The 21663-nt window shown below is 57.0% G+C and carries 24 protein-coding genes; 14 read left to right on the forward strand and 10 right to left on the reverse strand.

Translation table 11 applies throughout. The features are described 5' to 3' along the window. Positions 1 to 436: 436 nt before the first annotated feature. From AC07RZ_RS00005 to AC07RZ_RS00025, 5 genes are all read right to left on the reverse strand, one after another. Positions 437 to 979 (reverse strand): hypothetical protein, encoded by a 543-nt coding sequence (locus AC07RZ_RS00005; RefSeq protein WP_494666428.1) that lies wholly within the window; start codon positions 977 to 979, stop codon positions 437 to 439. 755 nt (positions 980 to 1734) lie between these two features. Further along, the gene (locus AC07RZ_RS00010; RefSeq protein WP_342828192.1) at positions 1735 to 2040 is read right to left on the reverse strand and encodes a type 2 periplasmic-binding domain-containing protein; all 306 of its coding nucleotides are present in this window, start codon (positions 2038 to 2040) and stop codon (positions 1735 to 1737) included. Between the two features lie 180 nt (positions 2041 to 2220). Beyond that, positions 2221 to 2661, reverse strand: coding sequence for a YXWGXW repeat-containing protein (locus AC07RZ_RS00015; RefSeq protein ID WP_494666429.1), 441 nt, complete (start codon positions 2659 to 2661; stop codon positions 2221 to 2223). A 27-nt stretch (positions 2662 to 2688) separates the two neighbouring features. Beyond that, a complete protein-coding gene (locus AC07RZ_RS00020; RefSeq protein ID WP_092358809.1) occupies positions 2689 to 2814 on the reverse strand; it encodes a hypothetical protein in 126 nt (41 codons plus the stop codon). A gap of 175 nt (positions 2815 to 2989) precedes the next feature. After that, positions 2990 to 3229: a hypothetical protein gene (locus tag AC07RZ_RS00025; protein ID WP_494666784.1), complete on the reverse strand. Its 240-nt coding sequence runs from the start codon at positions 3227 to 3229 to the stop codon at positions 2990 to 2992. A gap of 412 nt (positions 3230 to 3641) precedes the next feature. Here AC07RZ_RS00025 and AC07RZ_RS00030 point away from each other — a divergent pair, with 412 nt between their 5' ends. Together AC07RZ_RS00030 and AC07RZ_RS00035 are read left to right on the forward strand one after the other, a co-directional pair. Continuing rightward, positions 3642 to 3977 carry a hypothetical protein gene (locus tag AC07RZ_RS00030; protein ID WP_494666430.1) on the forward strand — a complete coding sequence of 112 codons (336 nt, stop codon included), beginning with the start codon at positions 3642 to 3644 and terminating at the stop codon, positions 3975 to 3977. Positions 3978 to 4167: 190 nt separating this feature from the next. Further along, positions 4168 to 5385 carry a DUF4382 domain-containing protein gene (locus tag AC07RZ_RS00035; protein ID WP_494666431.1) on the forward strand — a complete coding sequence of 406 codons (1218 nt, stop codon included), beginning with the start codon at positions 4168 to 4170 and terminating at the stop codon, positions 5383 to 5385. Positions 5386 to 6046: 661 nt separating this feature from the next. Here the strand turns inward: AC07RZ_RS00035 and AC07RZ_RS00040 are convergent. Continuing rightward, complete coding sequence (locus AC07RZ_RS00040; protein WP_494666432.1) at positions 6047 to 7090, reverse strand: NHL repeat-containing protein; 1044 nt, start codon at positions 7088 to 7090, stop codon at positions 6047 to 6049. A 23-nt stretch (positions 7091 to 7113) separates the two neighbouring features. Here AC07RZ_RS00040 and AC07RZ_RS00045 point away from each other — a divergent pair, with 23 nt between their 5' ends. Beyond that, the gene (locus tag AC07RZ_RS00045; RefSeq protein WP_494666433.1) at positions 7114 to 7341 is read left to right on the forward strand and encodes a hypothetical protein; all 228 of its coding nucleotides are present in this window, start codon (positions 7114 to 7116) and stop codon (positions 7339 to 7341) included. 175 nt (positions 7342 to 7516) lie between these two features. On the opposite strand, the gene AC07RZ_RS00050 is transcribed toward AC07RZ_RS00045, so the two are convergent. After that, positions 7517 to 8410 carry a LysR family transcriptional regulator gene (locus AC07RZ_RS00050; RefSeq protein ID WP_494666434.1) on the reverse strand — a complete coding sequence of 298 codons (894 nt, stop codon included), beginning with the start codon at positions 8408 to 8410 and terminating at the stop codon, positions 7517 to 7519. 86 nt (positions 8411 to 8496) lie between these two features. Between AC07RZ_RS00050 and AC07RZ_RS00055 the strand changes: the two genes are divergently transcribed. Then, positions 8497 to 9273: an NAD(P)H-dependent oxidoreductase gene (locus AC07RZ_RS00055; RefSeq protein ID WP_494666435.1), complete on the forward strand. Its 777-nt coding sequence runs from the start codon at positions 8497 to 8499 to the stop codon at positions 9271 to 9273. 6 nt (positions 9274 to 9279) lie between these two features. Here the strand turns inward: AC07RZ_RS00055 and AC07RZ_RS00060 are convergent, their stop codons facing one another. After that, positions 9280 to 10005 (reverse strand): DUF4386 domain-containing protein, encoded by a 726-nt coding sequence (locus tag AC07RZ_RS00060; protein ID WP_494666436.1) that lies wholly within the window; start codon positions 10003 to 10005, stop codon positions 9280 to 9282. A 370-nt stretch (positions 10006 to 10375) separates the two neighbouring features. Here AC07RZ_RS00060 and AC07RZ_RS00065 point away from each other — a divergent pair, with 370 nt between their 5' ends. From AC07RZ_RS00065 to ldcA, 6 genes are all read left to right on the forward strand, one after another. Further along, positions 10376 to 11419: a phospholipase A gene (locus AC07RZ_RS00065; protein ID WP_494666437.1), complete on the forward strand. Its 1044-nt coding sequence runs from the start codon at positions 10376 to 10378 to the stop codon at positions 11417 to 11419. A gap of 77 nt (positions 11420 to 11496) precedes the next feature. Further along, the gene (locus tag AC07RZ_RS00070; protein ID WP_494666438.1) at positions 11497 to 12096 is read left to right on the forward strand and encodes a 2'-5' RNA ligase family protein; all 600 of its coding nucleotides are present in this window, start codon (positions 11497 to 11499) and stop codon (positions 12094 to 12096) included. 314 nt (positions 12097 to 12410) lie between these two features. Further along, positions 12411 to 13046: a 7-carboxy-7-deazaguanine synthase gene (gene queE / locus AC07RZ_RS00075; protein ID WP_092398537.1), complete on the forward strand. Its 636-nt coding sequence runs from the start codon at positions 12411 to 12413 to the stop codon at positions 13044 to 13046. Positions 13047 to 13073: 27 nt separating this feature from the next. Further along, entirely contained in the window at positions 13074 to 13523 is a 450-nt protein-coding gene (queD, locus tag AC07RZ_RS00080; protein WP_144742563.1) for a 6-carboxytetrahydropterin synthase QueD, read from the forward strand. Between the two features lie 24 nt (positions 13524 to 13547). Beyond that, positions 13548 to 14015 (forward strand): tRNA adenosine(34) deaminase TadA, encoded by a 468-nt coding sequence (tadA, locus tag AC07RZ_RS00085; RefSeq protein ID WP_494666439.1) that lies wholly within the window; start codon positions 13548 to 13550, stop codon positions 14013 to 14015. Continuing rightward, on the forward strand, positions 14012 to 14947 hold the full coding sequence (ldcA, locus tag AC07RZ_RS00090) for a muramoyltetrapeptide carboxypeptidase (RefSeq protein ID WP_494666440.1): 936 nt from the start codon (positions 14012 to 14014) through the stop codon (positions 14945 to 14947). Before tadA ends, ldcA begins: the two co-directional genes overlap by 4 nt. An 85-nt stretch (positions 14948 to 15032) precedes the next feature. Here the strand turns inward: ldcA and AC07RZ_RS00095 are convergent, their stop codons facing one another. Further along, a complete protein-coding gene (locus AC07RZ_RS00095; protein ID WP_494666441.1) occupies positions 15033 to 15893 on the reverse strand; it encodes a LysR family transcriptional regulator in 861 nt (286 codons plus the stop codon). A 116-nt stretch (positions 15894 to 16009) separates the two neighbouring features. Here AC07RZ_RS00095 and bla point away from each other — a divergent pair, with 116 nt between their 5' ends. Then, positions 16010 to 16915, forward strand: a complete 906-nt coding sequence (bla, locus tag AC07RZ_RS00100; protein ID WP_494666442.1) for a class A beta-lactamase — start codon at positions 16010 to 16012, stop codon at positions 16913 to 16915. Positions 16916 to 17064: 149 nt separating this feature from the next. Next, positions 17065 to 18666, forward strand: coding sequence for an ABC-F family ATPase (locus tag AC07RZ_RS00105; protein ID WP_494666443.1), 1602 nt, complete (start codon positions 17065 to 17067; stop codon positions 18664 to 18666). Between the two features lie 96 nt (positions 18667 to 18762). Here the strand turns inward: AC07RZ_RS00105 and AC07RZ_RS00110 are convergent, their stop codons facing one another. Further along, complete coding sequence (locus tag AC07RZ_RS00110) at positions 18763 to 19320, reverse strand: hypothetical protein (protein WP_494666444.1); 558 nt, start codon at positions 19318 to 19320, stop codon at positions 18763 to 18765. Between the two features lie 264 nt (positions 19321 to 19584). Between AC07RZ_RS00110 and nadA the strand changes: the two genes are divergently transcribed. Together nadA and nadC are read left to right on the forward strand one after the other, a co-directional pair. Further along, positions 19585 to 20736, forward strand: a complete 1152-nt coding sequence (nadA, locus tag AC07RZ_RS00115; protein ID WP_494666445.1) for a quinolinate synthase NadA — start codon at positions 19585 to 19587, stop codon at positions 20734 to 20736. Beyond that, positions 20733 to 21623 carry a carboxylating nicotinate-nucleotide diphosphorylase gene (nadC, locus tag AC07RZ_RS00120; RefSeq protein ID WP_494666446.1) on the forward strand — a complete coding sequence of 297 codons (891 nt, stop codon included), beginning with the start codon at positions 20733 to 20735 and terminating at the stop codon, positions 21621 to 21623. Before nadA ends, nadC begins: the two co-directional genes overlap by 4 nt. The last annotated feature ends 40 nt before the right edge of the window (positions 21624 to 21663 follow it).

Genomic DNA, 21663 nt, shown 5'->3' on the forward strand with positions numbered 1-21663 from the left:
GAGGTTCGCACCATGACTTTATCGCTCGGCGCTTGCCGAGGGAGGACGGCTAGATGATTATCAGTTTCGTGTGCAAACTATGCGGCAAAGTGGGTCAATTTTGGATGCAAACCAACAGTATATGCTTTCTTCGTGTCCGTGCTAACAGATCATAATGATATTGACGAGGGTCTATTCGAAGAGGCAGTCAATTTATTTGGACTGCAACCTGAGCCAGATGATCCATTCGATGATGCGTGAGTGCCGACAGCCGCATGATAGCGCCTGCCTGTCATGCGGAGGACGGCTAGATGATTATCAGTTTTGGATGCAAATCAACATCCTAGCCTTGCATCGAAATTTCGATAGGGCGCGGCGCGGATTTTTCGAAGCGAATTAATCAATTTTGCCTCGGATCCTCATGAGTTCGCCGCGCCCGGTCCATCTTGCAGGACGTTTAAACCGGCGAGCTGCTCATATACCATTGGGTGAAATCTTGTGTAGTTAGGTAGTCGTCACTGCCATCCACGTAAAGGGCGCCAGAGGGGTTGACAGCATTTTGATTGGATGAGTATGCGATCGGAAACAGGAGATGATTATCGGGGGCGGTCAAGATGCAGACGGTGGCAGTCTTTCCCTTAGGAGCGCCCCAATTAATTGCATCGCCGGACGACGGGTCGTCCATATTCCAAACATACAGATCGCTTTCAGGATACGTTTTCAGGTTCACGGTCCTCCCTTGGTAGTTGAGGAAAGTTCCCTTATCGACGGTGTGGCTGGTGCGGTTGTAAGAGAAATTTCCGTCGTTTAAGAAGATATTGAACTGTCCCTGAGTACCACTGATCGGCAAAATGAACCAGGAACTGGCCGCAGAGCCGTCGTTGACTGATACGACTTTCACCTCATCTCCTTTGGGTGAAGCGAGTACGTAATTTCGGTTTTTGCTTACTTGGATTTGATATTGGTAGCCGAGCAGATCGAGTTGCGAGGTTTGATTCATGACAGACTCCTGGTGAAATAGTTGATTAAACGATGAAATAAAAATCGTCGCGAAGCCGCCATTACACAAGTGCCAGAATTAAGCGCGACAAATCAAGTCGTGCGACTTAAAAATTAGTTTAATTAGAAATGTCGCCAAGCAACACTGTCAGCTATACCAGGTTGTTTTATGTACTCAGTTTTTTTTACTGCCTCCCGCCACCACCGCATCTGCCACTGTATTCACTACCGACGTGTCCATCGTCGCCGTAGCCGCCGGTAATAGTCCATCTTTGCAAACGTTGCAAAGAAATCTAGGGTGCTTTTATACGCCGATGCGTTAAACAGTTTGGGCACTGTGGTGCAGCTGTGGTGGTAATGTGTGCTGGTTGTGGCTGGAATCGAACCTGCAAGCGGCTTTGAGGTGTTTGGCTAGAATTTCTAGAAGCGAAATCTAATTGCTAAAATATTACGAAATAGTTTTCAAATAATTGATTTTATTGATGTTTATTCCTGCTGGCTGGAAACTACTTGCTGCAAGTATCGCTCAAATTTCATGAATGGTATTTTTCATGGTATTTGGTCCGATGATAGGCTTAGGAGTCAATGAAATACTGGGCTGGATAGAGCAGTTGATAATTGAGTGGGAATGAAAATACATCTAGCACTCGCAAGTGTACGGAAGTAGAAAATGCCTCAAAGCCCGCGTAAATGCGGGCTTTTTTGCTTAATGGGGCTGCATTGATTGGCAAGCCGATGTATACCCAAGTACTTATTTCAGATAGCTTTTGTGATGGTGTTATCCATGCCGATGCCATGATGGCTAATCGCCAGATCAATAAACGCACGTGCGCGCACGGTTTGTGAGGTCTTGCTGCCGAAGTAAACAAAGTAGCTGGCGATGTCCGGCATGTGATCGATAAGGATCGGAACCAACTGCGCTGCTCGAATGAACGGCGCTGCCGTTACTCCTGCAAGCCGTCCCAGTGCCTTACCCGCGAGCACAGCCTGAAGCTCGAACACCTCATCGCTGCAGATTGCCGGAACAGCTGGCTGGCCTGCTGTTTGTTCTCCGAGCTTCACATGCCATGGAACTGAACTGCCTTTCCTGTGCCCGGATGACGCAACGTGTCAGGTCATATCTGAGCTACTACAAATGGGACCAGCTGTGACAAAGCCATTCAATGCTTGGCATCCTTGACAAAATTCGCCATGTCCGCGTCACGTCATGATTGCCTGCAACAAGTTCCCGCCTGCCAGGACTCAACGATTTTCGTATCTTCCATCGTCATGCCGCTCGCCCTCGCGATAGTCATGCCGCTCGCCGTCCCGATAGTCGTGCCGGTCGCCATCCCGATAGTCGTGGTCACGACGCTCATCGTATCGTCGATGATCTTCACGCCATCCGCCGGATTGCAGTATCCAGCCGTTAGGACCTTGGCGCCATTCAGGGCGCGCATATACATAACCTGGACGTGGCTGTTCCCAATGGCCGCCAATCCATACATGTCGACCGTCACGCCAATCCCAGAAGCCAGGAATCCATACGTAGCCATATCGTGGTGGCGGAATGGGTTCATATCTTGGAGGCGGCGGTGGTCTGCCGATGGTGATGTCAACGCCGATTTGCGCCATGGCCTGCGTTGATACCAAAGTGCTGGCGCTAATAGCGATGAGTGCAACAGCGAAAAAAATACGTTTCATGTCCGTCACCTTTTAAGAAACGCCGTATCAGCGACCGTAGTAATAGTCGTGATGGTGGTAATAACCGCCACCACCAACCGGTACGACGATACATCCGGATAATGCTGTGCTGAGAACAAGTCCGATTGCGACTATGCTAATGAGCTTTTTCATGCTGATCTCTTTTCATTGAATGACATGAAGAATATGCTGCCACCCAAGACGTTCTGTAGGTGATTCAGTTATGTATCGCTTGTAAGTTTTGATTACCGTGCTGTATGCGAACCGGGTATCAGAAGGAAACGGGAGACGAAGAGGGGGCGAATGCTAACCACATTTGCGTTTCTCTTCAACCTCCCGGCACTGTTGCCTTGCCATGAGAAAACTGTCGTGCGGCCGACATCTGCCGATATAAATACCGGCATTTGGAAATTTGATTAGCGGGCAGGCGTGGCGGGAATGTGTAAAGGCCGATAGCTTCGAACCTCCCGATGTTGCCGCGATCACCCTCAATCTCCAGCGGGGCGATCGTCGCGAATTTCTTATTAACAATTCCCCTTTTTTGCTTGTCCTGGCGGGCAAAAACCATTGCCAGGGCCGCCTTGTGCGCGACCTTGCGGGGCCACTACGGCATCGGGGTAGTCTGGCCCATAGACAGCACAACCTTGTAAGGTTAATGCGATAAAAGCGGATAGTGCAAAAAGCTTTTTCATGTTTCTTTTCCTTTTACTTGAATGATGGACCTTTCGTTAAAACGCGCTCATTTTGGCATATTGACTAACGCGGTTGTTGGCATTTGTAAACGGTTTGTAGCAATTCACAATGGCTTACAAACCAGCGTCTGTAATACCGGGTTTTATTGCCATCATGCTAGGAAACATGAGTAGTGCTTGATATCGGAAGAGTATCGTTCTGAAATAATTTGATACATCTAATGCGCTTAAGACGTCAACTTTTCATCGAATTTGAGTACTAACAGAGTTGTAGTGTCAATAATGCGCATGCTTGATATTTTTCGCTTGTTCGAAGCCATGCATAAGGCAATTCAATTTCATAAAAGGGGGCAGAACATGTTTAAAAATGCATGCATAATCGGCGCCGCCATACTTCTGGCCAGTGCTAGCGTCACCACCTTTGCTCGTGCCGGGGGCGGCACACATTTCGGTGGCGCCTCTTCACAGCACATCAGTAGCGAGGGGATGAGAAACACTAATGGAGCTAATGCCGCGGATCGCGACAAAGGCTTGCAACGTTCAGCGGACCGCGCGAATCAAAAGGGTCTAACACACAAAAAAGCGAATAAAGGAAAGGCGCATGCGCTTAAAGCTAAGCAATAAAAATTTGCGCGGCACTGGAACATCTCTTAGATGAGGAGCCATGCGCTGCATCCAGCTCTGTAAACAATGTCCTTTTTGCCTCGGTAACTCAGTGGCTCTGTTTATGGTTATATAAGAATTGTTGCTGCTGGAGCTACGTTCTGAGCGGTGCTCCATACGCCGTATGTCTATAATTACAAGGAGATATAAAATGAAAAATTCTTTACATAGGCTATGCTCATTCGGCGCGGTGTCGACAGTTGTATTACTCGCGGCCTGCGGTGGCGGTGGCGGCGATGGAGCCCCGGCGGCTGGGACAGGGACGTTGGGCGTGGCGATGACCGATGCGCCGTCCTGTGGGTTTGATGCGGTCAATGTCACCGTTAACAAAGTGCGCGTGCATCAAAGCGCAACTGCCAACGAAAACGATGCTGGCTGGGCGGATATCACGTTGACCCCTGCACGTAAAATCAACCTTCTTAATCTGGCCAATGGCGCTCTGGAAGACTTGGGTCAAACACCTTTGACGGCGGGCCATTATACGCAGCTGCGTCTGGTGCTTGATCCAAACACCGGGGCAGGCTTCGCCAACTCGGTGATTCCATCGGGCACCAGCACGGAAATTTCACTCGATACGCCAAGTGCGGTGCAAAGCGGCATCAAGCTGATTGATCAATTTGACGTCGCATCTGGGCAACGCACTGACCTGGTACTCGACTTCGATGCCTGCAAATCCGTCGTGACCAAGGGTAACGGAAAATACGCATTGAAACCCGTGATCACCGTGATCCCTACGGTTGTGAATGGCATCGACGGTTTCATCAACCCTGCCTTGCTGAATAATCACGTCATGGTGTCTGCGCAGCAGAACGGTGCTGTAGTGCGTTCCACGGCGCCCAATGCCACGACAGGAGAGTTTTTCCTCGCGCGTCTTGTGCCGGGCAACTATGACGTCGTGCTTACTGCGGACAACCGTGCAACCGCGGTCATTGCTGCGGTGCCGGTTGCCAGCACCACCAGCACTGTCGTAGTCAGCAGCAATAGCACGCCTATCGATTTGCAGGCAGCCGCCGCGCCTCCAGGCGCCATTAGCGGCACGGTAACGTTAAATCCGGTTAGCGCAACGGAAATTGCCTATGTGGCGGCAAAGCAAAGCTTCTCGGCCGGCCCTACGGTGACAATCAAATATCAGGGCGTTGATGTGGCAAGTGGCGCATATACATTGTCAAACCTACCCGCCGTGGCGCCGCAGCTTGGGCAATATAGTGCGGCGTTGCCGATCATGTTTGCAACGCAGCCAAACACCACTCCCGGCACCGGCAGGTATGTAGTTGAAGCCTCGGCGAATGGTTATGTGACTCAATCAAATCTATCGGTAAACGTCACGACGGGTAACCAGTCTGCTATCAACTTCACGCTGACGCCTTAATCGTTCCCGCCGGAACCCAGCGCACACTTTGCAAAAGTGTGCGCTGTTTGCAGAGTGCATATGTAAAAACCAAAAATGCCTGGAAGCCCTGATTTATGGGGGCTTCCAGGCATTTTTGGTTTCTCGGGCCAAATTTACCCAATTTCGCCTTTGATGGATGCGACTTAAGCCGCTCCTGGTGCCAGTCTGCGCCTGTGACGTTCCCGGCCGTATAGATGTAGGGCGTCAAATGACCCGGCCGATACCCAATTCGAGATTGATACATGTGACAACAGTGGGTGACGCCGAATGGTCTCGACCCGTGAGGGCGGCATGATGCCTTGAGACTCCGCTTGGTCGTCATAGGCCGCAGTTTGGCGGAGATGAGATACGAGCTCCGAATGAAGAGGACATCTTGCGCTTGTTGTCATGGTTGCGCGCTCCATGCGCAACATAGGGCAAGCATAGGCCTGCATGTGTTCAGGTCGAATGCGGACACCATTGCCTCAATGGTTCGAGTTGGTGTTTCCGGGCGAAATCGCATGGATTGTTGAGATCGCCACAACGCCGCTGCAATCGCGGTTGGCAAATCTTGTTGCCTGTCATTTCCGTGAGCTGCCCCACGGAAAAAAAAAGAGGATGCCGAACGGTGGCATCCCTCGGGAATTGCGCAAAGCAACTGTTAGTCGCCGAGATCGATATCTCTTGCCGGAGTTAATCCGGTGAAATCCCCGATCCGTTTTGCATCGTATGGTCCGTTCAAGCGATTGAAGCCATTGCCGGCGACATTGAGCGCGCCTTGCTGCCGCACGATTTTCTTGGCCGGCGTAACTTCAATGACGCGATTGTTGAATTGATCGCTGATCAAGGTGTTGCCATTTTTAAGGCGAACCGCACGCGTGGGCAGGGGAGTTGGATTGCTGCCGGTCAGTGTGTTGGTGTCATATTCCCACACTGTCGTATCGCTGCCGTCGACTTCGACGATGCGGTTATTGTTGGAATCGGTAATCAAGGTATGGCCGTCAGGCAGCCGACTGGCAAAAGCAACCCCGCTTAGCGTCCCGCCGGCGGTGAATTGCGTGACGATCTGCAAATCGGTGGTGACTTCGATGGCCCGGTTGTTGTTTTCATCGGCAATCAGGATATTGCCGTTTTCCAGTTGCTCGGCGCTGTTAGGATTGTTTAATTGATTCGGGCCGTTGCCGGCAACGCCAGTGCTCCCGTATTGCCAGACCAAACGGTGTGCGCGATCAACCACGATGATGCGTTGGTTGGCCTGGTCCGCAATAATCACATGCAGGCCGTGGCGCCGCTGGAACTGCGGAAGCACCGCCGCTTGCATCGGTGTATTCAACTGATTGAACCCGGCGCCCGAGACACCGCAGTTTTGACCGTATTGCCAAACGATATCTCCATTCTGATTAATCAGGATCACGCGGTTATCGGGGCAGCCGTTGACCGCGTCGGAGCAGCCTGGCAACGGCGGCGAACTAGGCGGAATGCCGGTGCCGGACAGTAGCGTGAAGGTGCCGACGCGTTCAGCGTCGTTGATGCCGACGATGCTCTGCGGTCCTGGCTTGTCCGCGCCGTTGCCGAATTGCCAGACAATCTGATGGGTTTGTGGATCGACCTCAATGACACGGTTGTTGAATTGATCGGCGATCAGCCAGTGATCGCTTCCATCTGCAGCGGCAACGCCGGGAATGGCGGAAACCAAGCCGGCCAATGCCACGCCGACAGCAGTCGTGAATGCAAGATGGCGGTATTGCGATGAATGGGGGGATGGTGGAAATGCAGCATGATGGTCTTCTCCTTGTTATTGGAAAAAATTCTTTGATACATGCCCTGTTGCAAGCCCCATCTCAGGTAAATCAGAGAGGGGATATTTATCATACTCTTCCAGGCAGGAAGAAATATATTCCGGCCCGATTGGAGGAAAGGCCTGGCGCAGGAATGGCCGCAGGCCGCCACGCCTGAAGCGGCTTATTCCGCTTTGCCTCCCGGCAGCTGTCGTCTTCAGGTTGCGGCAGCGAGCGTTGCCATGCAGACGTCTTCATCGGTAGTGGAAAAGGACGCGACTCGAAAGACCTTGCTAAGCGCCGCTCTTCGGTGGCCTGCCGACATGTGTTTCAATTGCCAGGGGCGATACGGATCACACCGAATTTGCGATGTACTCGCGCAGCCATTGATGCGCGGGATCGCGATGGCAGCGTTCATGCCAGAGCATGGCCATCTCGTAGCCCGGCACCTCGACAGGCGGCTCGACCACTTGCAGGTCACGGGCGTCGCGGACCAGGCGCGCCGGCAGCATCGCCACCAGGTCAGTGCTGGCCAGCACCGACCTGACAAACAGGAAATGCGGAACGGAAAGCACCACGCGGCGCACCATGCCTGCGTCCGCCAGTGCCTCGTCGGTGACGCCATGGAATCCTCCGCCATCCGGCGATACGATCACGTGGTCGAGCTTGCAGAATTGCGAAAGCGTCGGGCGTTTTTTCAAGCGTGGATGGCCTGCGCGTCCCGCCAGGACATATCGCTCGGTAAAGAGCGTACGGTGCCGCAAGCCAGGCGGAGCTCCTTCGCTGGTATGGAAAGCAAGGTCGATCTCTCCCTGTTCCGCTTGCCTGGCTATGCGGGGCGGGACAAGTTCAAGTAGCGCCAGCCGGGTGCCAGGCGCCGCCGAGCGCAAGCCGCCCAGGGCGGGCAGTACGATCGTCGATTCGCCATAGTCGGTGGCGGCGACGCGCCATGTATGGCTGGCCTTGGCAGGATCAAAGGGGCTGGCGGGGGATACCGCATGTTCAAGCGCATCCAGTGCCTGTCGCAAGGGTTCACGCAATGCATCGGCTCTTGCGGTGGGCCGCATTCCCCGTGGCCCGGGCAGCAGCAACGGGTCTCCGAAGATATCCCGCAGCTTGGCGAGATGAACGCTTATCGACGGTTGGGAAAAATTCAGGCGTTGCGCTGCACGGGTCACATTGTGTTCCGAAAGCAGGACATCCAGCGTTACCAGCAGGTTCAGGTCGAGTCGTCGGAGATTATTCATGGTAATACCTGGAATATTGAGAATTCATTTTCAATATACCTCACCGGGGCCTAAGCTGCTTGTTCCTTATCCTTGAAAGCGCAACCATGAATGTCCTTCTCGTCTATGCCCATCCCGAACCAAAATCCCTGAACGGCTCGCTGAAAAACTTCTCGGTGAAACACCTTGAGGATGCCGGGCATGTCGTCCAGGTTTCAGACCTGTATGCAATGAAGTGGAAAGCATCGCTCGACGCCGACGACAGCACGGATCGGCAAGCCGATGCGCGCTTTGATCCGTCGCTTGACTCCAAGCGCGCGTTCGAGCGCGGCCTGCAGAGCAAGGACATCGCGCTCGAACAGGACAAGCTGCGCTGGGCCGATGCGGTCATCTTGCAGTTTCCCCTGTGGTGGTTCTCGATGCCGGCGATCCTGAAGGGCTGGGTAGAGCGTGTCTATGCCTACGGCTTCGCATACGGCGTAGGGGAACACTCCGACGCCCGCTGGGGCGACCGCTACGGGGAAGGCACGCTGGCGGGAAAACGTGCCATGCTGATCGTCACCACGGGTGGGTGGGAATCCCATTACAGCGCGCGAGGCATCAATGGCCCGATAGACGATGTTTTGTTTCCCATCCACCACGGGGTGCTGTATTACCCAGGCTTCGACGTTTTGCCGCCGTTCCTGGTCTATCGCACAGACCGGACCGACGAAGCGAGATTTGCAGCTATCCGCGATGCGCTCGGCCAGCGCCTTGACGACCTTTGGAACACAGCGCCGATACCATTTCGCCCGCAAAATGCCGGCGCGTACGACATCCCTGAACTGACGCTGCGCCCCGATATCGCGCCGGACCTGACGGGGTTTGCCGCACATACCGCATAAGCTGGCTTAGCCCATGCTTATCCGCTCGTTCCACTTGGCGATATTTACTCCTTTTGCAAGAAGCCACAGGCACAATGACGATTCGCCGACCAATGGCAGAACCAGGATGGCGGGCGTTATAAGTTCTGCGAACGCCGGAGCAAAGAGCGCGGAAAAGCAGGCCGTCAGGTAAGCCAAGCCGGCAAGTTGCATCAATATGCCTATGAGTTTGGGTAGGTAGCCCGACCTGAAAATCAGGTAGCCATCGACAAGACACCCGCAGCCAAAAAATATCAGGGCGATGTTAAAGGCAATGCCATGCGAGGCAAGGGCAAGGTCCGCGAGGACCTGCAGCTGCCGTGCTTCAAATGCTTTCAGGTAACCGGCATTCCCCAATATGGGTTCGACCAAAAGGAGAAATAGCTTGCTGACGGCCTCGACTGCAAGTGACACCAGGTTAAAAAATACGGAAAGCAGGACCAGCCGCTTGCTTACCGGCCTGAGCAGCAGGTAAAACACCCACGTCAGCGCAACGGCGCATAAGGGCACGATCAGGTTGCCGGCGACGCTGAGGCGCCACAGTAGCGGCGAGGCCATGATGTTATGCGCCGTTGCCGCGGCGTCGCCCGGCATGACCAGCCGGTTCATGACGAATCCCTCGGCAAGCCCGCCCAGCACTATGATTGCCAGGTACAGCACGCCGCCCATGCGTGCGTACATTTGCGGGAAAGCTTCGATGGTTCTATTTGTCATGACAGTTTTGCTCGCTGCAGTGAGGATCCAATAGAGACAGGTGGAAATCGGCCCATTTTACGACGCCAAAAAACGTCGAAGCCCGCATGAAAGCGGGCTTTTGCCGGACCGTTAGCCAATGGGATCGATTCTAAGCGTTTTTGCAAGGAATGCAGGGTGGAAATGATCCGGCATCGGTCATTTGTTAATATACGCAAGTGAAAAATGCCTCCAAAGCCCACATGAATGCGGGCTTTTTTTGTTTTTGATGCTGTCGGAAAGCATGTTTCCGAGCGAGCGCGACAATTTGGTAATGGAGCATATGTCTTGCATCCCTGTGTCTGCCAAGGTTGGCGGGCACAGGGCAGTTTCGTATTTTTTAGAATCCATCATGAAAAAAAACATCAAGAAGATCATTCTTTCCTTGAGCTGGATGGCGCCGGCGCTGCTGCATGCCGCTGAGCTGGAGCAGCAACTGGCGCGCTGCTCCGTATTGGGCGACGCCAGCGCGCGCCTGGACTGCTTCGATGCCCTGGCCAAGGCTACCGCCGGCGCGCCGGTTCCCGCTGCAGCCGTTGTTCCCCAAGCTGCACCTGCATCGCCGCCGGCCCTGGACGCTGCCAAGAAGGCAAGCGAGCCGAGCGAGTCGCCGATTTCGCATACGGTGCAGAGCTGGGAACTTGATCCCAGTTCCAAACGCGGCGTGTTTGCCCTCAAGTCCTACCTGGATAATTATGTATTGCTGGCCAATTACAGCAGCTCCGCCAACGACGCGCCATTCGCCAGCGATGCCAACGGACTCCAGCCGCAGCATACGGAGTTGACTTACCAGCTCAGTTTCAAGATGAAGATGGCGGAAAACGTCGCCGGCAGCCCGGTTGACCTGTGGCTGGCCTACACCCAGCAAAGTTTTTGGCAGGCATACAACCGGGCCGACTCCAGTCCGTTTCGCGAAACGAATTACCAGCCTGAACTGATTGCGACGCTGCCATTGAGCATGAAGATCGGCGACTTCAACTTCCGCTATCTCAATTTCGGGCTGGTGCACCAGTCCAACGGCCAATCCTCTACCTTGTCTCGCAGCTGGAACCGTTTCTATACTGAACTGGGCGCCGAATACGGCAACCTGGCGCTGTCGGCAAGGATCTGGAAACGCCTCGACAATGCAAAAGCCAACAACGACAACATCGATATCGTTGACTACATGGGCCACGGCGACGTGCGCGCCAGCTACCGCCAGAACGGTTATGAGTATTCGATGACCGCACGCCGCAATTTCCAGACCGGGCACGGCGCGCTCGAGGCCGGCTGGGCGTTTCCGGTCACGACCAATTTAAAGGGATACCTGCATCTGTTTTCCGGTTACGGCGAAAGCCTGATCGATTACAACTATTCGCAAAAATCCGTCGGGGCGGGCTTTCTGATCGACTTCTGATGCAGCCGGTCCCGCTTCCCCGGCGTGAAAAAGGCGTAAACTGATATCCCCCCTTTTCATCGGAAGCAGTGCATTTCATGAAACGCAATCATCACGTGCCCGGACAGCTTTTCTTGCCGGGCTTCGAGGCGCCGCCGCAGCCGACCGATCGCTTGTTCTTCGCTATCGTCCCGGCTCCGGATGCGGCTGCCGCCATCGTACGGCAGCGGGGATTGCTGCGCGACGAGTTTGGCGTGACAGGCAAGCCGATCGGGATCGCGCGTTTGCATGTCACCTTGAGCCACCTGGGCGATTATCTGGGACTGCCGCAAGGTGCTGTCAAGGCGGCGATGACGGCGGCGGACAGCGTCAGGGCGGCGCCGTTCGATGTGGCGTTCGACCGCGCGGCGAGTTTTCACGGCCGGCCGCGCAAACGCCCTTTGGTCCTGCTGGGCGGCGATGGCCTCGCCGCTTTGGCGAAATTCCAGGAAACGCTTGGCAGGGCGCTGGAAAAAGCCGGGTTCGGCAAAGCCAATCCGCACTACACGCCTCATGTCACCCTGCTGTACGACAATCGCCTGGTTCCGGCAAAGGTGATTGAAACCATCAGCTGGACCGCGCATGAATTTGTCCTGGTGCATAGCCTGCTTGGCCAGACCCGCCACATACAGCTGGCGCGCTGGGCGCTCTCATCCTGATGCCGCAAAGCTCCGTCCGGCAGGGATCGTGGCTGCCAAAAATGCAACGTTCTTCCGTCCCGATACTGCCGAGGCGTCGCGGGAATGGCCGTTCTACGCTAAAATGTCGGGTTGGGTTGGCATCTGCGCATGGATCTGTGGCAGCAATGCGGCGTCCCCGCACATCAACCTATCTCCCACACCAGCAAAAAATCGTCGTTTTTGATAGTGAAAACGACGGAAAACTGCGAGTATTGACAGTGTCTGGCCCGATATCCATGCGGCTTCGCTGCGGCTGGCGAATCAGAGGCTGACAAACATATGCGAGAAGCACCGTGACCTACAGCATCAAGGAAATTTTCTACACATTGCAAGGCGAAGGCACCCATGCCGGCCGTCCTGCGGTGTTTTGCCGCTTCAGCGGCTGCAACCTGTGGACTGGCCGCGAAGAAGATCGCAGCACTGCGGTCTGCCAGTTCTGCGATACCGATTTTGTCGGCACCGACGGTGTCGGCGGCGGCAAGTTCAAGGACAGCGAAGCGCTGGCCAGCACCATCAATGCGCTCTGGCCGGATACCTACGCCGCCAGCAAGTTCGTGGTGTTTACCGGCGGCGAGCCCTTGCTGCAGCTGGATACGGCTTTGGTCGACAGCATGCACGCGGCCGGGTTTGAAATCGCCATAGAAACCAATGGCACGCTGCAGCCGCCGCCAGGCATAGACTGGATCTGCGTCAGCCCCAAGATGGGTTCGGTGCTGAAGCTGCGCAAGGGCAATGAGCTGAAAGTGGTGATCCCGCAAGCCGGCCAATCGCTGGCGGCATACGAATCGCTTGATTTCGAACATTTCTATGTGCAGGCCATGGATGGTCCGCAACTGGCGCACAATCTGGAACTGGCGATTGAGACTTGCAAGCGCAACCCGAAATGGAAACTGAGCCTGCAAACCCACAAGCTGCTGCAGATTCCTTGAACAGATTTTATAAAGAACCGATTACCTATGCTTACCATCACCCGCAAACTGGAATTCGACGCCGGCCACCGGATCCCCGACCACAAGAGCCAGTGCCGCAACCTGCACGGCCATCGCTATACGCTCGAAATCACTTTGGTGGGCGCGGTGATTGAAGTCGAAGGCAGTTCCGACAATGGCATGATCATGGATTTCTCCGATATCAAGACGCTGGCGAAACAGCATCTGGTGGATATTTGGGACCACGCTTTCCTGGTCTACGAAAAAGACACGGCGGTGCGCGAGTTCCTGGCGACGCTGCCGGACCACAAGACCGTCATCATCGACCGTATCCCGACGGTGGAAAACCTCGCGCGCACCGCCTACGATATCCTCAAGGCCGCCTACAAGGACCACTACGGCACCGGCTTGCACCTGCAGAAACTGGTGCTGCACGAAACGCCCAATTGCTGGGCCGAGATTTCAGAAGACCGTTGATAGATATTGCTTCCTTGAGTGCCTATGCGTGACGCCATCTATATGCAGCAAGCGATTTCCCAGGCGCGCAATGCCTGGGCTTTGGGCGAAGTGCCGGTAGGCGCGCTGATCGTGAAAGAAGGGCAGGTCATCGCTACCGGTTTCAACCAGCCGATCGGCAACCACGATCCCACCGCGCATGCGGAAATCATGGCGCTGCGCGCGGCGGCCACCATCCTCGGCAATTACCGCCTGCCCGGTTGCGAAATGTATGTCACCCTGGAGCCATGCGCGATGTGCGCCGGCGCCATGTTGCATGCCCGGCTGGCGCGCGTGGTGTTTGGCGCCAGCGACCCGAAGACCGGCGCCTGCGGCTCGGTGCTCAACCTGTTCGAACAGGAAAGACTGAACCATCAGACCGAGCTGACGGCTGGCGTGCTGGCTGACGAATGTGGCACACTACTCAAAGAATTTTTCGCCGAACGCCGGCAAGCCCAACAAAAACAATCGTGACCGAACCTGTCCAAGCACCTTCAAAACAATCCATCGGCGTCGCGCTGATCGCACCTGGCGGCTACGCCTCCGACGAAGCAGCGCTGGCGCGCGGCATACTGGCCTTGCAAAGCCAGGGCTGCGTGGTTTATGACTATTACGACCCGGCCGCCAAATACCTGCGTTTCGGCGGCTCCGACGCTGCGCGGGTAGGGCAGATCTACGAAGCGATCGATAATCCGCAGGTGCAGATCGTGCTGGCGATACGCGGCAGCTATGGCATGTCGCGCTTGCTGCCGCTGCTGGACCTGCCGCGCCTGGCCGCCAGCAAGAAGATATTTGTCGGCCATAGCGACGTCACCGCGCTGCACCTGGCCTTGCTGGCGCAGACCGGCGCGCCAAGCCTTGCCGGACCGATGCTGTGCAGCGATTTCGGCGAGGCCGAGCTGAGCGAATTTACGATGTCGCATTTCTGGCAATGCCTGCGGCAGCCGGAACAGGTATTGCAAGTCAGCGCCGCCGGCAATCCGGCCGTCAACGCCGGCGGCACCCTGTGGGGCGGCAACCTGGCGATGCTGAATCATCTGGTCGGCACCCCCTATTTGCCGCAGGTCGACGGCGGCATCCTGTTCCTGGAAGATATCGGCGAGCATCCGTATCGCATCGAACGCATGATGCTGCAGTTGCAGTACGCTGGCGTCCTGGAACGGCAGCAGGCGATCGTGCTGGGCGATTTTTCCAACTACCGGCTGGCCGAGCATGACAACGGCTATGACTTCGACGCCATGCTGGCTTACCTGCGGGCTCACGTATCGGCGCCGATACTGACCGGTTTGCCGTTTGGCCACATCCGCGACAAAGCGACCTTGCCGGTCGGCGCGCAGGCGCAATTGCTGTCGGATGCAAGCGGCTTCCAGCTGACCATCCAGAATCCGCTCACGCTGGCGTCCTGATCTCCCCAGTCTGCGTGCCTGGCCCGAAGACCGTTGGTGTCGCCGCGGGCACCTGCTTTCAAATTAATTTGACTCTGACCCTAATTTAGCTGGTGGCGGCGAGCAGCCATTCTCGGAAGGCTTGCATCGCGGGGCTGGTTTGTTTTGACTTGAGGCGGGTCAGCCAGTAGCTGCCAGTGGCGATCTCGATGTCGAACGGGCGGGTCAGGCGGCCGTGCTGCAGTTCGCGGGCGAACATGCGGGTCGGCAGCAGCGCTATGCCGGCGCCTTGGGCCGCGGCTTCGGCCATGGTGAGCGAGGAGTCGAACACGGTGCCTCTGAGCAGCGGGCAGGGCAAGCCCGCTGCGGCGAACCAGGCGGCCCATTCGTCGGTGCGGTAGGAGCGCAGCAATACCTGTCCGGCGAGGTCGGCCGGATCGCGCAGGAAAGATGCGACTGCTGGCGAGCACATCGGCGCCAGCGGCGCTGCCAGCAACTCTTCGGCTTCTGTCGAGTGCCAGGCGCCGTCGCCGAAACGGATGGCGTAGTCCAGGCCTTCGCCGGCGATGTCGACCCGGTTGTTGTTGGTGAACAGGCGGAAATCGACGAACGGGTGGGCTTGCTGGAAATCGCGCAGGCGCGGGATCAGCCAGCCGACGGCGAAGGTGCCCACGGCGCCCACGGTCAGCACCTCGCGCAGCCGGCGGCCGTCGCCGAACTGCTGCAGCACGGCACCGATGCGCCCGAACGATTCCGCCAGCACCGGCAGCAGGGCGATGCCCTCGTCGGTCAATGCCAGCCCGCGCGGCAGCCGGCGGAACAGCTGTACCCCCATTCTTTCTTCGAGATTCTTTACCTGCTGGCTGATCGCGGCCTGCGTGACGTTCAGCTCGGAGGCGGCGCGGGTAAAGCTGAGCAGGCGCGCCGAGACTTCGAAAGCGCGCAAGGAATTCAAGGGGAGGTGCATGTCATTTCTCCGTTTGAGCTAGTTTTTCTTATGTCTTGCCTTCGATATTGTAGCTTGAGTGATAGCCGGGCCAACGTTATCGTTGATGCCCTGTTCATTAAATTCTGAGGGGAAACATGAAACGACGCCAGTTCGCCGGCAACCTGAGTGCAGCTTTGGGAGCGCTGGTCTTAAGCGGCTACACACAGAAATCCTGGGCCTCGGCTGCCAGCGCAGCGAAGCCGGTTGCCGATCCGATCGCCCGGCAACTGCGCCGGATAGAAATCAGAAGCGGAGGACGCCTGGGTGTCGCCATCCTCGATACCCTTACCGGACAAAGCCATGCCTATCGCGGCGACGAACGGTTTCCGATGTGCAGCACCTTCAAGCTGCTGGCGGCGGGACTGACGCTGAAACGCGTGGACCAGGGACAGGAACAGCTGGCGCGGCGCATCCGTTACGAAGCCGCCGAGCTGGTCCCGTATTCCCCCGTCACCGAGAAACATGTCGGCGGCGGCATGTCGGTGGCGGAGCTGTGCGAAGCCACCCTTACCCTGAGCGACAATACCGCCGCCAACCTGCTGCTGCACAGCTTTGGCGGCCCGGCTCGGCTGACGGCCTACGTCCGTTCCCTGGATGACAAGGTGACCCGGCTCGACCGCATCGAGCCGGACCTCAACCAGGCCACTCCGGGCGATCCGCGCGACACCACCTCGCCGAGCGCGATGCTGTCCACCATGCATCAGTTGCTGATGGGAAATGCCCTGTCTACCGATTCGCGCAAACAGTTGACAACCTGGCTGCTTGCCAACAAGACCGGCGACAAGCGCCTGCGCGCATTGCTGCCGGCCGGCTGGCGGGTAGGCGACAAGACCGGCTCGGGCGCCTATGGCAGCACTAACGATATCGGCATACTGTTTCCACCCGATCGCGCACCGCTGCTGGTCGCCAGCTACCTGACCGCGACCAAGGCCTCGGAAGCCATGCGTAACGCGGCCTTGGCGGAAGTCGGGCGTTTGGCGGCATCCGTGGCGGCGAAATAAGGCGAGGGATTGGAAATCTGGCGGATTCATGGAAATAGTGGCGGCAGGCGTTGGTTTTATACCGGTTCATGCAGTGCACAAATGTGGATACTGTATAATGCCGCCACTATCTAACCCCATGATTCAATTAAGAAAAGACCAAATCTAAGATGTTGTCCACAGCAAATATCACGATGCAGTTCGGCCCTAAGCCGCTGTTTGAAAACATTTCCGTCAAATTCGGCGATGGCAACCGCTATGGCCTGATCGGCGCCAACGGCTGCGGCAAGTCGACTTTCATGAAGATCCTGGGCGGCGACCTGGAGCCGTCGGGCGGCAACGTGATGCTCGATCCGAACGAGCGCCTGGGCAAATTGCGCCAGGACCAGTTCGCATTCGAGGAAATGCGCGTGCTCGATGTCGTGATGATGGGGCATACCGAAATGTGGGCGGCCATGGCTGAGCGCGACGCGATCTACGCCAATCCGGAAGCTACCGACGACGATTACATGAAAGCGGCCGACCTGGAAGCCAAGTTTGCCGAGTACGACGGCTATACCGCTGAAGCGCGCGCCGGCGAACTGCTGCTGGGCGTAGGCGTGGCGATCGAGCAGCACCAGGGCCCGATGAGCAATGTCGCGCCGGGCTGGAAACTGCGCGTGCTGCTGGCGCAGGCGCTGTTTTCGAATCCGGATATCCTGCTGCTCGACGAACCGACCAACAACCTCGATATCAATACCATCCGCTGGCTGGAAGATGTGCTGAACCAGCGCAATTCGACCATGATCATCATTTCCCATGACCGCCACTTCCTGAACCAGGTGTGCACCCACATGGCCGACATGGACTACGGCACCTTGAAGGTCTATCCCGGCAACTACGACGAATACATGCTGGCTTCCTCGCAGGCGCGTGCGCAGCAGCTGTCGGCGAATGCCAAGGCCAAGGACAAGGTCGCCGAACTGCAGGATTTCGTGCGCCGTTTCTCGGCCAACAAATCGAAGGCGCGCCAGGCGACATCGCGCGCCAAGCAGATTGAAAAGATCAAGGTCGAGGACGTCAAGCCATCGAGCCGCGCCAATCCTTTCGTGCGTTTCGACGGCGAGAAGAAACTGCATCGGCTGGCGGTCGAAGTGCAAAACATCAGCAAGACTTATGACCGGCCGATTTTCAAGAGCTTCAACATCATGGTTGAAGCCGGCGAAAAAATCGCCATCATCGGCGCCAACGGCGCCGGTAAAACCACCTTGTTGCGCAGCATCGGCGGCAGCGACATCGCCGGCCTGGCGGCCGACAGCGGACTGGTGAAGTGGGCGGAAAACGCCAATGTCGGCTACATGCCGCAGGATCCGACGGAAGATTTCGCGACCGACAAGACGCTCACCGACTGGATGGGCCAATGGACCCAGGAAGGCGACGACGACCAGGCGGTGCGTTCCAGCCTGGGCCGCCTGCTGTTCAGCGGCGACGACGTCAAGAAGTCGGTCAAGGTGCTGTCCGGCGGCGAGAAGGGCCGCATGATGTACGGCAAGCTGATGCTGGGCCGCCACAACGTGCTGCTGCTGGACGAGCCGACCAACCATATGGACATGGAATCGATCGAGTCGCTCAACATCGCGCTGGAAAAATATGCCGGCACGTTGATTTTCGTCTCGCATGACCGCGAGTTCGTGTCGTCGCTGGCCACCCGCGTATTGGAAGTCAAGGAAAACGAAGTGGTCGATTTCCAGGGTTCCTACGAGGATTACCTGACCAGCCAGGGCATCGAGTAAATCAAGCAATCGCATGGCGCAGGAATTTCTGCGCCATGATTGATGTAAAAAAAGCGTGGCAGAGTCAATCTGTCACGCTTTTTTTCGTTGCGCTGTTTACTGCTGCGGCCGTTCGCCCAGGTACAGCAGCTGGTCCAGCCGGCCGCGCAGGCTGCGGGCGATTTCTTCGCCCTTGGCCTTGAGCACCGCCTCCAGGTATTGCTGGCGCAGTTCGCGGAAATCCTGGATGCTGCTGGCGCGTTCGACTTTCAGCTGCAGGCCGTAACCGCGCAAGCCGATCATGCTCTTGATCGTATCGTTGTAAAAATGATAAATCGCCTCGAACTGGGTTTGTCCCGGCGGCAGCACCTGCTCGGCTGATAGCGGGGCGGCGGGCGGCGGCACGCTTTTCACGGCCGGCGCTTCGACAGCGGCGGCGCTGTTGCCGGGACTGCCAGTATTGCCGCTGTCGGCGCTGGCCTGGATCAGCCCGGCCTGCAGCAATTCGTCCAGGTGTTCCTGGCCCAGTCCCAGTCCGGCCACCTTCCGCAGCAACTCGTCGCTGCTAGTCTTGCCGTCTACCAGCAATAACAGTGTCCGCAGCCGTGGCGCCACGCTCTGGCCGCGTGTGGCTATTTCGGTGCGGCCGCGTTCTGTCTTGTCGAAAATTATCATGTTGTCCCTGTGTTCTTATATTGCATCCAACAAAATGCTCGGACATTGAACCCGGCAGATTTTTTTTTATGACAATTGTTAAATCATAGTACGGGAGTTCATTCGTGCTTGCAATAAGGTAATGTTCACACGCAATGTCAAGGTTGGCGGTAGAATCCCTGTCCCGATACCCCCGGGCTTGCTGCGGCAAAATGTCTTGTTGCGCCTTCTGTCGTATCATTGCGTATTACCGCAGCTCATGACCCTCTCACACCTATCGTAGCCATGCAAACCCACGCCATCAAAACCGTTGAATTCGAGCGGCCGCAAATGGACCTAGGCAGCAGCGCAGGTACCAGCTGTACCGCTCATGCCTGGGCTCGCGTCCCTGAAACTCCCACTCCGGACCAGAAAACCGCTCTCAAGGAGCGCATCAAGCGCTTGCTGAAAGAACAGCAAGCCGTGCTGGTCGCACATTATTACGTCGACGGCGATTTACAGGACCTGGCAGAAGAAACAGGTGGCTGCGTTTCCGATTCGCTGGAAATGGCGCGCTTCGGCCGCGATCATCCAGCCAAGACGCTGGTGGTGGCCGGCGTCAAGTTCATGGGCGAGACCTCGAAAATCCTGAGCCCGCACAAGCGCGTGCTGATGCCTGACCTGGACGCTACCTGTTCGCTTGACCTCGGCTGCCCGGCGGACGAATTTTCCGCTTTTTGCGATGCCCATCCCGACCGTACCGTGGTGGTATACGCCAACACCAGCGCCGCGGTCAAGGCGCGCGCCGACTGGATGGTGACTTCGTCCATCGGCCTCGACATCGTCGCCCACCTGCACGCGCAAGGTAAAAAAATCCTGTGGGCGCCAGACAAGCACCTGGGCGGCTATATACAGAAACAGACCGGCGCCGACATGCTGCTGTGGCAGGGTTCGTGCCTGGTGCACGACGAGTTCAAGGGCGTCGAACTGGAGCTGCTGCGCCAGCAGCATCCGAACGCCAAGATACTGGTGCATCCCGAATCGCCGGAAGCCGTGGTGGCGCAAGCCGACGTGGTCGGCTCCACTACCCAGCTGATCGCCGCCGCCCAAAGCCTGGACGCCGACGAATTCATCGTCGCCACCGACAACGGCATCTTGCACAAGATGCGCATGGCTGCGCCCGGCAAACGCTTTATCGATGCGCCAACCGCCGGCAACAGCGCGACCTGCAAGAGCTGCGCGCATTGCCCATGGATGGCGATGAACGGCTTGCAGAACCTGGCCGACGTGCTGGAATTCGGCGGCAATGAAATCCAGGTCGACGCTGAAACCGGCCGCAAGGCGGTGGTCTGCATCGACCGCATGCTGGATTTCGCCGCCCAGCGCAAAGCCAACGTGCGCCCATCCAGCGATCTGGCGCAAGAACAAAAACTGTTTTCAGGAATCGGTCCCGCATGAGTACTTCCAACAGCAAATCAGCGAGCAACTTAGAGAATCGTTTCGCACCGTTTGACGCAGCGCTGCAAACGGCGTTCGATGACAATATCCGCACTGCGATCGCCGAAGACGTCGGCAGCGGTGATTTGACCGGCAAGCTGGTTCCTGAGCAACAGATGGTCAAGGCGCGCGTGATCGTGCGCGAGCAAGCTGTGCTGTGCGGCGCGCCATGGTTCGAAGCGGTGATGCGGCAGCTGGATGAGCGCATCCGGGTCGACTGGTCGTATGCCGAAGGCGACCTGATGAGCGCCGACAGCCAGGTCTGCCTCATCGATGCGCCGGCCCGGGCCTTGCTGACCGCGGAGCGCGGCGCCTTGAATTTCCTGCAGCTGCTGTCCGGCGTAGCCAGCGCAACGCGCGTCTACGTCAATGCCATCGCCGACACCAAGGCGCATATCCTTGACACCCGCAAAACCTTGCCCGGCCTGCGCCTGGCGCAGAAATACGCGGTGCGTGTCGGCGGCGGCCATAACCAGCGGCTGGCCCTGTACGATGGCATCCTGATCAAGGAAAACCATATCGCCGCAGCCGGCGGCATCTCCGCCGCGATGCAGGCGGCGCACAAGCTGGATGCGGATGTCACGGTCCAGATCGAAGTGGAAAACCTGGTGCAGCTGGACGAGGCATTGAGCGCCGGCGCCAACTCGATCCTGCTCGACAACTTCAGCCTCGACGCCATGCGCGACGCCGTCAAGCTGACCGACGGCAGGGCGCTGCTGGAAGCTTCCGGCGGCATCAATATGGAAACGGTGCGGGCTATCGCGGAAACCGGCGTCGACCGGATTTCGATCGGCAGCCTGACCAAGGACATCCGGGCGACAGATTATTCGCTGCGGATTATTGGGTAGAGTGTCTTGATTGGATAAAACGTATTGAACTGCCTGTGCA

Source organism: Collimonas sp. GW821-FHT07E08, from assembly GCF_059418905.1.

Coding starts and splice junctions, on each gene's coding strand:
- AC07RZ_RS00005 (WP_494666428.1), bottom strand. CDS start 979: ATGAATCAAACCTCGCAACTCGATCTGCTCGGCTACCAATATCAAATC.
- AC07RZ_RS00015 (WP_494666429.1), bottom strand. CDS start 2,661: ATGAAACGTATTTTTTTCGCTGTTGCACTCATCGCTATTAGCGCCAGC.
- AC07RZ_RS00020 (WP_092358809.1), bottom strand. CDS start 2,814: ATGAAAAAGCTCATTAGCATAGTCGCAATCGGACTTGTTCTCAGCACA.
- AC07RZ_RS00025 (WP_494666784.1), bottom strand. CDS start 3,229: ATGGTTTTTGCCCGCCAGGACAAGCAAAAAAGGGGAATTGTTAATAAG.
- AC07RZ_RS00030 (WP_494666430.1), top strand. CDS start 3,642: ATGCTTGATATTTTTCGCTTGTTCGAAGCCATGCATAAGGCAATTCAA.
- AC07RZ_RS00035 (WP_494666431.1), top strand. CDS start 4,168: ATGAAAAATTCTTTACATAGGCTATGCTCATTCGGCGCGGTGTCGACA.
- AC07RZ_RS00045 (WP_494666433.1), top strand. CDS start 7,114: ATGCAAGATGGCGGTATTGCGATGAATGGGGGGATGGTGGAAATGCAG.
- AC07RZ_RS00050 (WP_494666434.1), bottom strand. CDS start 8,410: ATGAATAATCTCCGACGACTCGACCTGAACCTGCTGGTAACGCTGGAT.
- AC07RZ_RS00055 (WP_494666435.1), top strand. CDS start 8,497: ATGAATGTCCTTCTCGTCTATGCCCATCCCGAACCAAAATCCCTGAAC.
- AC07RZ_RS00060 (WP_494666436.1), bottom strand. CDS start 10,005: ATGACAAATAGAACCATCGAAGCTTTCCCGCAAATGTACGCACGCATG.
- AC07RZ_RS00065 (WP_494666437.1), top strand. CDS start 10,376: ATGAAAAAAAACATCAAGAAGATCATTCTTTCCTTGAGCTGGATGGCG.
- AC07RZ_RS00070 (WP_494666438.1), top strand. CDS start 11,497: ATGAAACGCAATCATCACGTGCCCGGACAGCTTTTCTTGCCGGGCTTC.
- queD (WP_144742563.1), top strand. CDS start 13,074: ATGCTTACCATCACCCGCAAACTGGAATTCGACGCCGGCCACCGGATC.
- tadA (WP_494666439.1), top strand. CDS start 13,548: ATGCGTGACGCCATCTATATGCAGCAAGCGATTTCCCAGGCGCGCAAT.
- AC07RZ_RS00095 (WP_494666441.1), bottom strand. CDS start 15,893: ATGCACCTCCCCTTGAATTCCTTGCGCGCTTTCGAAGTCTCGGCGCGC.
- bla (WP_494666442.1), top strand. CDS start 16,010: ATGAAACGACGCCAGTTCGCCGGCAACCTGAGTGCAGCTTTGGGAGCG.
- AC07RZ_RS00105 (WP_494666443.1), top strand. CDS start 17,065: ATGTTGTCCACAGCAAATATCACGATGCAGTTCGGCCCTAAGCCGCTG.
- AC07RZ_RS00110 (WP_494666444.1), bottom strand. CDS start 19,320: ATGATAATTTTCGACAAGACAGAACGCGGCCGCACCGAAATAGCCACA.
- nadA (WP_494666445.1), top strand. CDS start 19,585: ATGCAAACCCACGCCATCAAAACCGTTGAATTCGAGCGGCCGCAAATG.
- nadC (WP_494666446.1), top strand. CDS start 20,733: ATGAGTACTTCCAACAGCAAATCAGCGAGCAACTTAGAGAATCGTTTC.